Annotated in this window: 12 protein-coding genes; 5 read left to right on the plus strand and 7 right to left on the minus strand. The window is 59.6% G+C overall.

Annotation, left to right across the window (positions count from 1 at the left end; all coding sequences use genetic code 11):
• Nucleotides 1-29 precede the first annotated feature (29 nt).
• Nucleotides 30-4,781, plus strand: coding sequence for an autotransporter domain-containing protein (locus tag FBZ99_RS24005; RefSeq protein WP_145635346.1), 4,752 nt, complete (start codon nt 30-32; stop codon nt 4,779-4,781).
• Between the two features lie 1,087 nt (nt 4,782-5,868).
• On the opposite strand, the gene tetR is transcribed toward FBZ99_RS24005, so the two are convergent.
• Nucleotides 5,869-6,474 (minus strand): tetracycline resistance transcriptional repressor TetR, encoded by a 606-nt coding sequence (tetR, locus tag FBZ99_RS24015; RefSeq protein ID WP_145635351.1) that lies wholly within the window; start codon nt 6,472-6,474, stop codon nt 5,869-5,871.
• Between the two features lie 74 nt (nt 6,475-6,548).
• Here tetR and FBZ99_RS24020 point away from each other — a divergent pair, with 74 nt between their 5' ends.
• A complete protein-coding gene (locus tag FBZ99_RS24020) occupies nt 6,549-7,766 on the plus strand; it encodes a TCR/Tet family MFS transporter (protein ID WP_145635353.1) in 1,218 nt (405 codons plus the stop codon).
• An 85-nt stretch (nt 7,767-7,851) separates the two neighbouring features.
• On the opposite strand, the gene FBZ99_RS24025 is transcribed toward FBZ99_RS24020, so the two are convergent.
• On the minus strand, nt 7,852-8,769 hold the full coding sequence (locus FBZ99_RS24025; protein ID WP_145635355.1) for a DUF1003 domain-containing protein: 918 nt from the start codon (nt 8,767-8,769) through the stop codon (nt 7,852-7,854).
• Between the two features lie 469 nt (nt 8,770-9,238).
• On the opposite strand from FBZ99_RS24025, the gene FBZ99_RS24030 reads away from it, so the two are divergent.
• Complete coding sequence (locus FBZ99_RS24030) at nt 9,239-10,195, plus strand: hypothetical protein (RefSeq protein ID WP_145635358.1); 957 nt, start codon at nt 9,239-9,241, stop codon at nt 10,193-10,195.
• 120 nt (nt 10,196-10,315) lie between these two features.
• On the opposite strand, the gene FBZ99_RS24035 is transcribed toward FBZ99_RS24030, so the two are convergent.
• The 5 genes from FBZ99_RS24035 to FBZ99_RS24055 form a co-directional block, all read right to left on the minus strand.
• Nucleotides 10,316-10,795 carry a DoxX family protein gene (locus tag FBZ99_RS24035; protein ID WP_145635360.1) on the minus strand — a complete coding sequence of 160 codons (480 nt, stop codon included), beginning with the start codon at nt 10,793-10,795 and terminating at the stop codon, nt 10,316-10,318.
• 18 nt (nt 10,796-10,813) lie between these two features.
• Complete coding sequence (locus FBZ99_RS24040; protein ID WP_145635363.1) at nt 10,814-11,569, minus strand: HvfC/BufC N-terminal domain-containing protein; 756 nt, start codon at nt 11,567-11,569, stop codon at nt 10,814-10,816.
• Between the two features lie 10 nt (nt 11,570-11,579).
• Nucleotides 11,580-12,434, minus strand: a complete 855-nt coding sequence (gene bufB, locus FBZ99_RS24045) for an MNIO family bufferin maturase (RefSeq protein WP_145635365.1) — start codon at nt 12,432-12,434, stop codon at nt 11,580-11,582.
• A gap of 158 nt (nt 12,435-12,592) precedes the next feature.
• Complete coding sequence (locus FBZ99_RS24050; RefSeq protein WP_069611435.1) at nt 12,593-12,877, minus strand: BufA1 family periplasmic bufferin-type metallophore; 285 nt, start codon at nt 12,875-12,877, stop codon at nt 12,593-12,595.
• A gap of 47 nt (nt 12,878-12,924) precedes the next feature.
• Nucleotides 12,925-13,191, minus strand: a complete 267-nt coding sequence (locus FBZ99_RS24055) for a BufA1 family periplasmic bufferin-type metallophore (RefSeq protein WP_113331357.1) — start codon at nt 13,189-13,191, stop codon at nt 12,925-12,927.
• A 288-nt stretch (nt 13,192-13,479) separates the two neighbouring features.
• Here FBZ99_RS24055 and FBZ99_RS24060 point away from each other — a divergent pair, with 288 nt between their 5' ends.
• Together FBZ99_RS24060 and FBZ99_RS24065 are read left to right on the plus strand one after the other, a co-directional pair.
• Nucleotides 13,480-14,046, plus strand: a complete 567-nt coding sequence (locus FBZ99_RS24060; protein ID WP_113367124.1) for a sigma-70 family RNA polymerase sigma factor — start codon at nt 13,480-13,482, stop codon at nt 14,044-14,046.
• Nucleotides 14,033-14,668: an NrsF family protein gene (locus FBZ99_RS24065; RefSeq protein ID WP_145635367.1), complete on the plus strand. Its 636-nt coding sequence runs from the start codon at nt 14,033-14,035 to the stop codon at nt 14,666-14,668. Before FBZ99_RS24060 ends, FBZ99_RS24065 begins: the two co-directional genes overlap by 14 nt.
• Nucleotides 14,669-14,897: the final 229 nt, after the last annotated feature.

Below are 14,897 nucleotides of genomic sequence, written 5' to 3' on the forward strand. Positions count from 1 at the left end.
CCAGTCTGCGAAGACGTGTTGGGGATGGGATGGAAACGAAAAAATTTGCTGTGCCTTTCGTTGAGCGACGGCGTTCCTTTCTTTTCCTAACCCCTCGGGCCTGGCCGACACCACTGATGAGCGCATCGGCTTTGGCGATGGCGAGCTTTTTTACTCTGACGGATGGTTATCTTACATCGGCGTGGGCCGCATGCGGCCCGGCCGCGACCGCTCCTTGCAGCGCCGAAGGGGGTGCCGGCGTTCCAAACCGCTCGGGAAATGGTGGCGCCGGCAACGGCGATGGCGGTGGTACGAGTGTTTTCAATGAGCGGACGGGCAACATCGATGTGATCGCCGGCGATGCAAGCACAAACGGCACGGGTGGAGATGGCGCAGCCGGCGACTTTTCTGAAGGGACGGGGGGCGCCACGGGGATATCCTTTTCGGATGCTTCCGTTGTGATTGCGGCCGACGTGGTCGGCGGTGATGGGACAGCCGGCCCGGATGGCGTTGGCTTTGCAAGCGGGGGTGGTGGCGGGGGAGCAGGTATCTTTTCCGGCAAAGACCTGACCATCGCCAGTGGTGTGACCGTGTCCGGGGGCAATGGAGGTCACGGGGGCGCGGCACCCAACATCGGCGGCAATGGCGGCGGCGGTGGTGGTGGTGGTGCAGGTATAATATTGGTACTTCCCGCAGCCACCATTTACAATGAAGGTACCGTCTTAGGAGGAATTGGAGGAAACGGTGGTAGTACCTTTAGCGGCGGTGGTGGCGGCGGTGGCGGCGACGGCCTGCTCGTCTTTGGTACCGAGACGAAAGTTACCAATATCGGCTCCATTACCGGCGGCATGGGAGGCAGCCCCGGAACAGGTTCTATGGGCGGATCCGCTAGTGCCGGGGCGAGTGGCGCGGGTGTCAATCTTGGCGGCTTCGGCAGCTTTCTGCAGAACTTTGGCACAATCACCGGCGGGGCGGGAAATGGCGCAGCCGCGGGCGCGGGCATGATCACCTGGGGAGATAGTTTCATTACCAATGGTGGCACCATCGCTGGCGGGCTGAATAGCGACGGTGTGACCCGCGCCGCGGCCATACAGTTCCATGGCACCAGAAACGTCCTTCAGCTATTGGACGGCTCGAACCTCATCGGCAATATCGAAATCGCGCCAGGCGCGGGTGCGGTTATCTCGCCACTGCGCGGCGGGCTAATTCTAAACAATTCAATTGACCTGCAAGACGGTATGTCGACGATCGGCTTCGACACCAGCGCGGCCGATTTTGTCGACGCGAGCACCATCTCGGGAGCCGGTAGCGTAATAAAATCCCGCAGTGGACGATTGATCCTTACTGGGGTGAACACCTATCTGGGCGGCACGACGATCAGCGGTGGGACCCTGTCAGTCTCGTCTGACAACAACCTCGGTGCGCTTTCAGGTGCCTTGACATTCGACATGGGCACACTGCAGGCGACAAGTTCCTTTACCACCGCACGCGATATTGTCCTAGACAACAATGGAACGCTTCAGACCGATGCCGATTTTGAACTGAGCGGGGTCATCAGCGGTTCCGGGCCGCTCACGAAAACGGGTGGCGGCAAACTGACATTGTCGGGCTCTAGCACCTATATCGGCGCGACGACCGTCGCGGATGGCATGCTTAGCGTCGAAGGCTCCCTTGCCAATACCGCTGTGACCGTGGCTAGCGGTGCCACACTCGGCGGTTCCGGCTCGATCGCCGGATCCGTCACCGTGGCGGATGGCGGCATAATCGCGCCGGGGTCGAGCCCCGGCACCCTGACGGTGGGTTCGCTTTCATTTAATGGCGGTTCCATTCTCAATTATCAGCTCGGTCGCCCGGGCGTAATCGGCGGCGGTGTCAACGATCTGATCGAGGTCACTGGCAACCTTACTCTGGACGGCACGTTGAACGTCATCGACGTCGACGGCTTCAGCGCTGGTGTCTATCGGTTGATGAACTATGGCGGGGGACTGACGGATAACGGCCTGGCCCTGGGCGCTCTACCCAGCGGCGTCAGTTCGAGCGACCTCTATGTCCAAACCAATATTGCAGGTCAGATAAATCTCATCTCCAGCGTCGGCGCCACACTCGGCTTTTGGGACGGTGGCGATGTCGCTCGCCACGATGACGGCACCATAACCGGCGGCAGCGGAAGGTGGGACGCCTCCAGCCGCAATTGGACCGATGCGAATGGCGCGATCAATGGCATCTGGCGGCAGGATTTCGCCGTATTTGGGGGTAGCGCCGGTACTGTCACCGTTGACAATTCCGCTGGTGCCGTTGGTTTCACGGGCATTCAGTTCATGAGCGATGGCTATGTGATCGACGGAGATACCCTGACCGCCAGCGATGCGGCGACCACGATCAGGACCGACCCGGGCGTGGTGGCGACTATAAACGCCCAAATTTCTGGAAGCGGCGGGTTGGTGAAGACGGATGCCGGGACACTCATCTTATCAGGAGTAAACACCTATGCCGGCGGAACGAGCATTCTGGGCGGCGCCGTGCGGGTTTCCTCCGACGCCAATCTGGGCCTGACGGCGGGCGCGCTCACGTTTGACGCAGGCGTGCTTCAAACAACCGCAGCGTTCGGCACCGCCCGCAACATGACGCTCAATGGCGGTGGCGGCACGCTTCAAACAGACTCCGACCTTACCGCGAGCGGTGTCATCAGCGGCGGTGGCGCGCTCGTCAAGACCGGCAGCGGCACGCTGACGCTGACGGGCGCCAACACCTATGCCGGCGGCACGACGATCAGAGACGGAACACTCCTGATTTCTTCGGACTCTAATCTTGGCACCGAAGCCGGTGGACTAACCCTCGACGGCGGCAGCCTTAGAAATACATCCGATATTGTAACCTTGCGGGCAATTAGCTTGGATACCGGCGGCGGCACGCTTCAGACGGATGCGGACCTTCGGGTGGGTGGCATTATCACAGGTGTGGGGGAACTTGTTAAAGCGGGGGCCGGCACGCTCACGCTGACGGGAACCAACAGCTATGCCGGCAATACGATAATCAGCGACGGAACCTTGAAGCTCGGTGTTGGCGGCACATCAGGCTCAATTGTGGGCGACGTCGTTGACAAGGCAACGCTCGCTTTCGACCGTTCCGACGATTTTGTCTTTGCCGGTAGGATCAGTGGCGGCGGCAACATACGGCAGCTTGGCTCTGGCAGCATCAACCTTTCGGCCGACTCGAGCGCCTTTACCGGTACAACAACGATCTCGGCCGGCACGCTCTTCGTCGATGGTAAGCTCGGCGGAACGCTCAACATCGCTTCCGGCGGTAAACTTGGCGGCACCGGCACGGTCGGAACTACGACTATCGCTCAAGGCGGCACCATCTCTCCCGGTCATTCGCCGGGAACCCTCAATGTCAATGGCGATATCACATTTGATGAAGGCTCGACCTATGCTGTGGACATCACCCCGAGCTTGGCCGGGGACTTGATCGGAGCGACGGGTGCAGCAACTATTCATGGTGGCACGGTTGATGTGGTGAAGTCCGCTGGCACTTTCACTCCGGGCAGTCGCTGGGTCATCCTGTCGGCTGGTGACGGCGTGACGGGCACCTTTGAGCAGCTGAAGCAGAATATGCCTTTTGTGAATTTGTCGCTCTCCTACGATCCTGATAAGGTTTTTGTCGACGTCACGCGCAACGCGGTCAGGTACTGTGATGTCGCCCGCACATCCAATCAGTGCGTGGCGGCCAATGGATTAGAGAGCAGCGGGCAAGGCAATTTGGTCAATCAGGCCTTGGCGGCGATTCCCGACGCGAGCGACGCACAGCGGGCACTGGACGCGTTATCAGGTGAGATTCATGCCTCACTCCAGGGGGCGATATTGGAGGACAGCCGCTTCATTCGCGAGGCGGCGATTGATCGATCGCGCGCTGCCTTTTTGGACATCGACACGGCAGGTGCGCGGCCATCCGGGCCGGACACGGCGCCGGTGAGAGGAACTGCCATTACCGCCTGGGCGCGTGGCTTCGGCTCCTGGGGGCGATGGGACGGTAATGGCAATGCAGAATCGTTCGATCGTTCGATTGGTGGGTTTCTGCTCGGCGCTGACGCGAACGTTAACGATGATTGGCGCTTCGGCTTTGTCACCGGCTACGACCACGCCTCCAATGATCTCGCAAGCCGCGCCTCCAACGCTGGCGTCGACACATATCATATCGGTGCCTATGGTGGGTCCGAGATTGGCCGCCTGGGTTTGCGTTTCGGAACCGCTTATTCCTGGCACAATGTCGATACGACCCGGTCTGTCGCTTTTCCGGGCTTTTCCGAAACGGAAAGAGGTAGCTATCACGCAGCCACCGCGCAGATTTTCGGCGAGGCTGGATATCGGCTCGAAGGGGAGGCGCTCTCGTTGGAGCCGTTTGCTGGTCTCGCTCATGTAAATTACAATAGCAACAACTTTACGGAGAAGGGCGGCGATGCGGCTCTAAACGGATCGCGGGGCGGAGAGGACGTCACCTATTCCACGCTAGGCCTGAGGGGGGACACCCGATTTGCGCTCGGGGATGCCGAGGCTACGGCACGCGCCATGGTTGGTTGGCGTCACACCTTTGGAGACAAAGTGCCGACCGCGTCACTCGCATTTGCGGAGGGCAATCCGTACACGGTAGCTGGCGTGCCGATTGCTGAGAACGTGGCCGTCATCGAGACCGGTCTTGATCTCAATCTTACTAACGGCGCGATGCTGGGGCTCTCATATTCCGGCTCACTCGCTCGCAACGCGCGAGAGCATGGATTGCGGGCCGATCTGAAGGTGAGATTTTGAAATCCGCTTTATGGACAGGTATACGTCGCTTGTCATTTGAGATTCGATTTCCGGCGAATGATAGGGCCGCTCCCCAGCCACTCGGAAATGGCGCTTACAGCTCTAGGCTCTCCGCCATGATCCGCGCCTTCACATTATTCTGCCAACGCCGCTCTCTTGAGCTGCGTGAAGTTTTCGACCCGGTTTTGCCTTTCGTCATGACCCGGCCCCGCCTGCGAAGCATCGATCTTTTCAGGATATTAGGTCCGTCTAGACGAGTTAGTACGAAATTGTAATTCGGGGTCAAAATCTCGCGAAACTCAACAGTCTCGACGACGATGCTAACACGCGGGAGCTTGCAGCGTCCGCCGTGACCTGCACGCGGATTAAGCGCTGGTTGCCCAACCTGATCATCGATCCGCTATCAATGACTATCGGATTCCCCTCGGTGTCCTTCATAAAGCGCCCAGGCAACGTCAATCGTCGCCAGAAGAACATCGCTTTCGCTCCATCCAGCTGCGATCGCAGTTCGAACGACTTCGCTGATGATGGGCTGCAAGTGACGCTGGCATTCCCTGGCTAGATCGCCAGCGTCCCCTGATTGAGAGGCCGGAGTAAAATTTAAATCCATCCTTGTTGCCTTCGTGTAATGTCAGCTTCACCTTTCGCGGTGCGCAAGCTGCGCCCAGTAAGGGGCCTGGCGGCGTTCCTTCTTCATTTCTGCAAAAATTATTGTCGGGAGGGGACTCAAGGCAAGCAGCATGTTGCGAAGAACTGCTGCGATGTACGTTCGCTTATCGCGACGACCGACAGTGATCGCGGGTCGTTACGCCCATGCATTGAGGCATGCCCCAGGCAATTCAATAGTTGTAGAAAGGTAGATCACGTAGCTTCGGCTAGCTGGATGCTGGCTACAATTCGGGAGCGGGTAAGGCCAGCGAACGCGCGTATCGTCATCGTCTGTGCCATCATATCGACACCAGCAGATGCAGCCCGCTGTTTTACTGATTTTGACATTGTTTCGGTATTGGGCCGGATCTCGGCCGCGCTTTCGAGGCTGAGAGATGATCACTTTTCGGCCGGAACGGCCCCCCGGGCGAGCCGGTATCTATTTGTCGGTCTCGGCCCCGCTGATTAGCAGCTCGAGGCCGGCTTCGAACAGGGCTTCATGGCCTTTGGCGCGATAGACCGACAGGGCTTTGGCAAGGTTCGGATGGCTTTCGGCCACGGCATCAATTGCCGACCGGTCCCTGGAAGTGGCTTCGTGCGCCTGCTCCTCAAGCACGCACCCCACCACGTAGCGACTGATCGCGATCTGTAGCCCCAGAGCCTTCTCGGGATCAAAACCGGCAGCATGCAGGCATTCGAGCTGTGCTTCGATTGCATCGAGGTGCGGAGCATCGATCTCGGTTCCCGCATGAACGCGAGCGCCGTCGCGCCAAGCCAGCAGGGCCGAGCGAAAGCTGCGGGCATTGGCGCGCAGGAATTCCTGCCAGGTCTCTCCGGCAAGGGGTATGTTTCGGGTGTGATTTCGCCTCAGCATCTCGGCATTCATAGCCGCAAGAAGGGCCTGCTTGCCCTTGAAATGCCAATAGAGCGCGGGCTGCTGCACGCCGAGACGCTGGGCGATCAGCCGCGTCGACAGGCCGTCGATGCCGACTTCGTTCAGAATGGTCAGCGCCGCATCGACGATCTGGCTTCGATCGATTTTCATCGTCTCTCCGATTGACAGTCTCTCTCGTATAATTTATCGGCGATAAAGTTCCTTATCAATGATAAGTTTCCGCTATGAACAAGATGCTTTTGACTATTTTGGCGGTCGTCGTTCTCGATGCCGCCGGCACCGGCCTTGTTATGCCAATCCTGCCGGAGCTTCTGCTGAGCGTGGCGCATTCGCCCGAACTCGGTTGGCGCTACGGCGCTTTCCTATCGCTCTATGCGGCATTGCAGTTCCTCGCCTCTCCCATTCTCGGGACGCTGAGCGATCGTTACGGCCGCCGACCCGTGCTGCTCGCTTCGTTGGCGGGTGGCATGATCGACTACGCCTTCATGGCATGGGCGCCAGGCTTCTGGTGGCTGTTCCTTGGCCGTGCCATCGCCGGCCTGACCGCGGCGAATGCCGCGGTTGCGAGTGCTTGCCTCGCCGACATCACCCCGGAGCAGCGCCGGACGCGCGCCTTCGGGCTTCTCAGTGCCTGTTTCGGCATCGGCTTCATCCTCGGACCGGTCATCGGTGGAGTACTCGGCATGATTTCGCTACGTGCGCCTTTCGTCGCGGCCGCGATTCTGGTGATGGTGAATTTCGTCGTTGCGCTTGTCGCGCTGCCCGAGACAAGAACGGCGAAGCCCGAGCGGATCGATCCGGCGGCCTTTCATCCGCTGGCGGCGCTGCGCTGGATCGGTGCGTTTCCAGCGCTGGTGCCGCTGCTCTTCATGTCCATCCTCCTTGCCATTGTCGGCGAGGTCGGCGGCACCGTCTGGGTGCTCTATGGTCAGGACAAGTTCGGCTGGGACACGGCGACGGTCGGCCTGTCTCTCGCTGGTTTCGGCCTGTTCCATGCGCTCGCCCAGGCTTTTTTCGCCGGTCCCTTGAGTGAGCGCTGGGGCGAACGCTGCGCGCTGATGGTCGCGATTGTCTGCGACGGCGCGGCTTATGTCGCCATCGCTTTCGTCACACGGGGATTTCTCGTCTTTTTTCTGTTCCCGCTCTTCTGCCTCGGCGGGATCGGCCAGCCGGCGCTGCTGTCCTTGATGACCAAGCGCGTGGGTCCGGACGAACAGGGGCGTTTGCAAGGTGTGCTGACCAGCCTGACGAGCCTCGCATCGATGATCGCGCCTCTGGCGATCAGCGAGATCTACTTCGTCTCGAGGCATGTCTTTCCCGGACTGATCTGGGTACTTGGTGCTTTGCTCTATCTCCTATGCGTGCCGGTTCTCTTCGCAAACCGCCAGCGGGCAGATCGACAGAAGGACGGAGTGCGGCACCGGCAAGTGGAGCCGCGGTGAGCGGCACCCTAGCGAGCTAAGTGAATGGGCAAGCGAACAATCCTGTCTATGCAGGTACGCCGGTAATGGCAGCCGCTTGCCCATGTCAGTTGACGGAATCGTCCGGATCGGAATCCTTGACCTTGGTAAAGAGGCTCTTCAGCGCACTGGTCTTCGCCTTCGCTGCCTTATTGGCCTTGATCGCCCGGGTCGCCGCCTTGGCCTGTTCCAGCATCATCTCGATCTGGATCTGCTGGATTTCGGTCAAGCGCTCCCACTGGCGATTGAGGAGGTGGTCGACCTTTTCATGCAGGTGACGGATTTCCAGTTCGGCTTTTAGGTTGACCTTGTAGTCGTTGAGGGCACGCAGGCGGTCCTTTTCTTCCTGGCGGCGCTGGCTCATCATGATGATCGGCGCCTGGAGTGCTGCGATGGTCGACAGAACGAGGTTTAGCAGGATAAACGGATAGGCATCGAAGGCCTGCTTTTCGCCCATGGCAAGATTGATGCCCATCCAGACGGCGAGAAACAGACAGAAGGAGATGATGAAGGTCCAACTGCCGCCGAAGGACGCGACGCCATCGGCCATGCGGTCGCCGATCGAGCGGTGGTCCTCATAGTCCTCTTCGATGTTTTCCGCCAGCGTGTCATGTGTCTTCAGGCTTTCGACGACCTCGTCCTCGAGGTTAGAAAGCTCGCCGCGCTCCACCGTCAGCAGCTCGGCGATATATTGAGCGCGATAATCGTCCATGACCTTGCGGCTGATATAATCGTCGGCACGAAGCTCCGGATGCTTCAGCCGCATGAAATCTGCGAGCGACGGTCGGAGGTCATCGACATGCACGGCATCTTTTTTCTTGAGCACCTGACCGGTGATGGCGTCGACCAGCTTGACGGACTTGGCCTTCGCCTGGGCAAGGCTTTTGGTATAATCGTCCATCTCCACCACGGTTGGGCTTTCGCCCTCACCCGCGTCGAAATCGACGATGCCTTCCGCCGGCTCAAAGGTCTTCGCTTCTGTCATCTAAGGGGCCTTCTTTGACGTTTTCTCGCTCATTTAGCCAATAATGCGAACAGGAATATGACTGTTAGAAGACAGGGAATATAGCGACAGATACATGCCGCCATCTTCCGTCTGCAATTTTTCTCTTCCAATCGTTCCTATCAAGTTTCTAGCGCCATTATCCTAAGCAACGGCAAACGCGACGGCCTTCCTTGCGATCCGCTCCGCCGGACCGGACCGGGCCCTCAAAAACAACCGTTCCGGGCGATTTTGCAAATGTTTTCAAAAGCCTCACGTGTTTCTGCGAGAATTTCCACCACTTCATTCAGGTTTTGGCTTCTCGGCCTCTTGACCAAGATCGTCCCACCTCTATTTGCGGCGATGCAGCAGATATTCGAGATCGCGAATAAATATCGAAGTTTCAAATGATTACATCAACGGGAGTTGGGCCTGTTGCCACGGGTTTTGCACATGTGCAGAAAGGATAGCTATGCACAATTCCCCGGCAAATGACTTGGAGTCCGTCGCCCGGCAGGGCGGCCGTTTCAAGCGTATGGCTGTCAGGATACCGACTTACCTGACCGATCTCAAAGAAAATCCGGCTTGGTTGCCCATGTTCCTGCTAGCCAGGACCCTGCCGTTTCGGCGCATCCATTGGCTGGCCACCAAGCAGCCCGTCAGACTTCCGGTTTCCGGCACCTCGATGTTTGCCGGCACTGAGCGCAGCGCCGTCGTCAACGCTCTGCGGACCGATGGCATCTATCCGAGCCTGATGCTGCCGGATCATATTCATCGAGAAATCGCAGAATTCGCTTCCAACACCGCCTGCTTCGGCAATTTCGACAGGAAGCTCGAATTCGTCGCAGGCGAACATAAGGAGGCGGAGGCTCGTTTTGGGCGGCCGATTCTGAGCGGACACTTCTTCGAGCGCTCGCTCGATTGCGAAGCGGTCATGGCGGTCCAGCGCGATCCGCTGCTGATCGACGTCGCCCGCCAATATCTCGGCGGTCAGGCCAAGGTGATCACCACCCGCATCTGGTGGAGCTTCCCGACCCAGGCTTCCGAAGCCGACCGCAGCCTCGCTTCGCTCGACAAATACCACTTCGATCTCGACGATTGGCGGATGCTCAAATTCTTCTTCAATCTCGTCGATGTTGATGAGGGCACCGGCCCGCATGTCTTCGTCAAGGGAAGTCATCGCCGCCGCCGGGTCCGCCATCAGCTGACCTTGCTTGTTGGGCATCCGGCTAACGAGGTGCTCGATTATTATGGCGAGGCGAATGCGCTGACGCTGACCGGCAAAGCAGGCTTCGGCTTTGTCGAAGATCCCTTCGGTTTCCATATGGGCACCGTGCCGACCCAGAAACCGCGGTTGATGATGGAGGTGGGTTTCGGAGTTTCGAAGCCGTCGCGTCGCCGCTTCCACGGAGAACCCGTCCTGCGTTAAGGCACCTCGCGCAGAAGTATGCATTGGCTTTCAGACGACGACATGCGCGGAATAAAACGCGCATTTAACAGCATCATGGAGCGCCGCTCGTATTGGCGCTCCCGTCTACCGATCTCAGGCTCAGCGCGTGAACCGCCTGACCATCAGGTGGTCGAGCGCGATACGCCCAGGCCCACCTGCGATGATCACCAGAAAGCAGGTTGCCCATGTGCCATGCGTCGGCCAGGCATCGGGATAGACGAAGATCTCGATGACCAGCGTCATGCCAAGCAGCGCCAGCGCCGAGAGCCGGCTCGCAAATCCGATGACGAGCAGAAATGGGAAGAAATGCTCACTGAAAGCGGCAATATGGGCGGCGATCCAGGGATCGACCAGCGGTAGCTTGTATTCCGTCTGGAAGAGATAGACGGCATTGTCGGTCACGTGCCAGCCATCCACCTTAGTCTGACCGGATTGCCAGAAGACGGCGGCGATAGACAGCCGCGCGATAAGTGCGATCAGGTCATGCGGGATATGGTCGAGAAGCTTTAGGGCGCCATAGAGCCTTTGGGCCACGGTTTCTCGTTCGGCCGGAGCGGCCGTCATCATCTGGTTCTGCATTTTGGTTCTCCCTGGCGTTCAGCGAATGGCCATGAAGGCGCCTGCCGTGAACGCGCCGGCGAGGTTGGCGGAAAGATCGAAATTGGCGGCTTCAGCAAGAGCCGTCTCATAGGCCTGGCCAAGAGCAGCGCCAGAAAACAGCTCTTCCAGAAAGGTTGCGCCACCCGGCGGCAGGCGATGCACCTCGACGATCATCTGCGGGCGAATGACGAGGGCATCCTCGCCCGTCCAATCGCTAATATCTTCGAGTTCAATCTCGCCGGTGTTCATCGCCCAGATGGTGACGGCTGGATAGGCGGAACGTGTGACCGAGGCGGAAGGATGCGGCACGAAAGCCAGTTCCGCCAGACCGGCCGGCTCGATGGTCGCCACGAGCGCCGCATCGAGCGGCACGGCGTCCGCCGCATGATAAGCCCGCCCCCGGAGCGCCTCCAGTCGCATGACATCGGGCAGATAGGGGATTTCCTGCGCCGGTTCGAAACTCCCGGCGAAATCGGGGAAGTCATCGCCATAGGCAAGCAACAGCGGCGAGCGCGGCGGATGCAGCCTGATGAACTCATGCGCCATGGCGGCGAAGAATTCCTCGCCGACGATCCTTTCCGCAGCCGGAAAGCGCGAGGCGAGCGCGCCGATCAGGCCGATGGCGACATTATTGCGATAGACACCGAAACGCCGTGCCGGCTGTGGGCCATTCCAGGCCGTCAATCCATCGGGCACCGCGAGAGCGGGATCGATGAGTGCTGCGGCGAATTCGCTTTGCGTGACGAGAGACATCGATCCCTCCTCAGGCTGCTCTGCGTGCCGCGGCACGCTTCAGGATGGCATCGGCCGCTTCGGCCTCAGCCCTTAGAACCGGCCATTCCGGCACGTCATTATCCCATTCGACCAGGCTGGCTACTGGACCGATCCGGCCGATGAGCTCTTCATAGAGCGCCCAGACGGGATCTTTCACCGGCGTATCGTGACTGTCGATCAAAAGCGGCGCACCGGCATCGTCGACGGTTTCCGAATGGCCGCTCAGATGGATCTCGCGCACCCATTGCACCGGGAAACGCTTGAGATAGGCGCGCGCGTCCATGTGGTGATTGGTGGCGGCGACGAAGACATTGTTGACGTCGAGCAGCAGGCCGCAGCCGGTACGTCTGGCGACCTCGGCTAGAAATTCGGTTTCCTCGATCGTGCTCTCTTCGAACAGAAGGTAGGTAGCCGGATTCTCGAGCAGCATCTGACGGCCGAGCGATGTCTGCACCTGATCGATATGGGTGCAGACTTGCGCCAGCGTCGCTTCGGTATAGGGCAGGGGCAGAAGATCGTTGAGAAAGGTCGTGTCGTGGGTCGACCAGGCGAGATGTTCCGAAAAGCTCTCCGGCTCGTAGCGATCGCAGACGACCTTCAGGCGAGCGAGATGCTCGCTATCCAAAGGCTGCATCGAGCCGATGGAGAGGCCGACGCCGTGGATGGACAAGGCATAATCCTGGCGCAGCCTGCCGAGTTGGGCATGTGGCGGACCACCAGCACCCATATAGTTTTCCGCATGGACTTCGAAGAAGCCAATCGACTGCGTGGCGTCGTTGATCGCGGCAAAATGCTCCGGCTTGAAGCCGACGCCGGCGCGACGGGGGAGTTCTGACGGTTTCATTGCGGGCCTCCGGATTGAGCAGTTCCAGCAAAATTGCGCAGCGGCATCGCGTCCGAAATTGCGCAAGAACAAAGTAATCAATCATTCCGTTTAGGAGGCAGGCGGCGCCGGTAAAGGATGCGCCGCCCACACCTTTGCGATGCTTATTCAGACCGGGGTCAGACCGGGGCCGGACCCTGCATCAGGGTACCATGGCCGTTCGGCGTCTTGATCGTCTCGCAGGTTCCGGCGGGAACCAACTTCCACGAATTGCGCTGATAGTCGACTTTCGACGTGCCGGCGCAAGTCGTGCCGGGGCCGGCGGCGCAATCGTTCTGGCCCTTGAGGGCGACACCGTAGCATTTTTCCTTGGCATCGGCGGCGGATACGGTCGTTGCGCCGGCAACCAGCGTCACCGCCGTTGCGACCGATGCGGCCAGGGCGAGTGCGGACATCTTGGTCATGATAAACTCCTTACGAGCGATGATTGACGATCAATCCGGTTTTCGGATCAGGCCGGTGTCAACGAGCCGTGGCCCTTCGGGGTCTTCATCGAGGTGCAGGTCCCGGTGGGAACGAGCTTGAAGGACATCTTGTCGTAGCTCATGGTCGACTTGCCGGCGCAGTCATGCTTGCCTGCGGCGCAATCGTTCTGGCCCTTCAGGGCGACACCATAGCATTTTTCCTTGGAATCGGCCGCCGAAGCCGGAACGGCGACGGATGCAAGTGCCGATGCGATCGAGCCGGCAATGGCCAGGGTGAGGATGCTGTTCTTCATGGATCTGTCTCCTAGATGAATGCGAGCCGTCATTGGCTTGCATCGAGGTCTACGGAGCGTCTCGAGCGGATGTTACAGCCGCGTCAGAATTTTTTTTCGAGATCCGTCACTTATAGTATGCCGGCTCTGCCGCGGTAGGAAATAGCCGGGCGGATGTGGGGCAAGGCCGACAAGTGCGTGGGTAGAAGCGCATTTGGCGAAGAACCCGCCGTTGAGACGAAAAGGCTTGAAAAATAGTTGCCGTTGCCGGTAACGAAAGCCTGCGGTCCCGCGTAGAGGAGATGTCGGATGAATCATTCGGCGCGCGAAGAGGAATGGGCAGTCTGGATGCGCGCGGCGATCGGCGGCGATGCGCAGGCCTATCACCGTTTCCTCACCGCGGTCGCGCCGCATCTGCGCGCCATGGCGCGCCGGCGCTGCGATCAGCTGGGTGCGCCGGTAAGCGAGGCCGAGGATGTGGTGCAGGAAGTGCTGCTCGCCATCCATCTGAAGCGCGGCACGTGGGATTCATCCCGCCCGATCGGACCCTGGCTGTCGACGATCGTGCGCAACAAGCTGATCGACAGCCTGAGAAGGCGCGGGCGGCATATGAGCGTACCGATCGATGATGTGATCGATTTCCTGGAGGCGGAAGAGCATACCGATGCCTCGGATCGGTTTGATGTCGATCGTATGTTGGAGCGGCTTAAAGATCCGCAGAAGACCATCGTGCGCTCGATTTCCGTCGAGGGAAGCAGCGTCCGAGAAACGGCGGACCGGCTGAAGATGACGGAAGGGGCGGTGCGCGTCGCGTTGCACCGCGCGTTGAAGATGCTTGCGGCTTTGTATCGGAGTGAGACCAGTGAAAACCGATGACCTCATCAATCTTCTGGCGCAGGACGCGCCGGTCCGCATGCGGATCGGCAAAGTCCTGACCCTGGCGGTCGTCGCGGGCATCCTGATCAGCGGCGGTATCTTCTTCGCCATGATCGGCTTTCGCGCTGATATCGATACAGCGATGGAGACCGTCCGTTTCCTGTTCAAGTTCGTCGTGACCATCGCGCTTGCCGCAACAGCCTGTGCCGTCGTCTTCCGTATCGGGCGGCCGGGTGCATCGCTGCGCCTCTGGGGTTGGACGCTGCTCTTGGCGCCCATCTTGCTGCTTGCCGCCGCAGCCGTCGAAATGGCCGTCATGCCGGCCGACAGCTGGAGCGCGCGGATGATCGGGCACAATGCCCGCTTCTGCCTGACACTCATCCCGCTGCTTTCGGTCGGGCCACTTGCCTGCTTCCTTTACGCGCTGCGCTATGGCGCGCCGGAAAAGCCGGGGGCGGCCGGCGCCGTTGCTGGCCTTGCCGCCAGCGGCATCGCCGCGACCTTCTATGCCTCCAATTGCACAGATGACAGCCCGCTTTTCGTCCTGCTCTGGTATCCTATCGCGATCGCCATGGTGACCGCTGTCGGATATGTCCTCGGCAAGCGCCTGTTGCGCTGGTGAGACGATTGAAGACGCGATCGCGAAACCGGCGAGTCGCTCCTCGGCGGCTGACTCTGGCCATTGGGCCAGTACGGCTTGCAAATCTGCTGGCAGCATGCGGATTTGTGACCTATCATGATGGTTTGGTGCGACTCTCAAAAAATCGCATTTTCCTGCGTTAAAGTGTTTGCATCCGCGGCAAATTCGATTATAGAGGCCCTGCTTTCCCCGCAGGGGCATTCAACGCCCG

Origin of the sequence: Rhizobium sp. ERR 1071 (assembly GCF_007828675.1) — a bacterium.
Lineage (GTDB): Bacteria > Pseudomonadota > Alphaproteobacteria > Rhizobiales > Rhizobiaceae > Rhizobium > Rhizobium dioscoreae.

Excerpts from the sequence above, each read along its gene's own strand:
- FBZ99_RS24005 (WP_145635346.1), top strand. The coding sequence starts at position 30 with ATGGAAACGAAAAAATTTGCTGTGCCTTTCGTTGAGCGACGGCGTTCC.
- tetR (WP_145635351.1), bottom strand. The coding sequence starts at position 6,474 with ATGAAAATCGATCGAAGCCAGATCGTCGATGCGGCGCTGACCATTCTG.
- FBZ99_RS24020 (WP_145635353.1), top strand. The coding sequence starts at position 6,549 with ATGAACAAGATGCTTTTGACTATTTTGGCGGTCGTCGTTCTCGATGCC.
- FBZ99_RS24025 (WP_145635355.1), bottom strand. The coding sequence starts at position 8,769 with ATGACAGAAGCGAAGACCTTTGAGCCGGCGGAAGGCATCGTCGATTTC.
- FBZ99_RS24030 (WP_145635358.1), top strand. The coding sequence starts at position 9,239 with ATGCACAATTCCCCGGCAAATGACTTGGAGTCCGTCGCCCGGCAGGGC.
- FBZ99_RS24035 (WP_145635360.1), bottom strand. The coding sequence starts at position 10,795 with ATGCAGAACCAGATGATGACGGCCGCTCCGGCCGAACGAGAAACCGTG.
- FBZ99_RS24040 (WP_145635363.1), bottom strand. The coding sequence starts at position 11,569 with ATGTCTCTCGTCACGCAAAGCGAATTCGCCGCAGCACTCATCGATCCC.
- bufB (WP_145635365.1), bottom strand. The coding sequence starts at position 12,434 with ATGAAACCGTCAGAACTCCCCCGTCGCGCCGGCGTCGGCTTCAAGCCG.
- FBZ99_RS24050 (WP_069611435.1), bottom strand. The coding sequence starts at position 12,877 with ATGACCAAGATGTCCGCACTCGCCCTGGCCGCATCGGTCGCAACGGCG.
- FBZ99_RS24055 (WP_113331357.1), bottom strand. The coding sequence starts at position 13,191 with ATGAAGAACAGCATCCTCACCCTGGCCATTGCCGGCTCGATCGCATCG.
- FBZ99_RS24060 (WP_113367124.1), top strand. The coding sequence starts at position 13,480 with ATGAATCATTCGGCGCGCGAAGAGGAATGGGCAGTCTGGATGCGCGCG.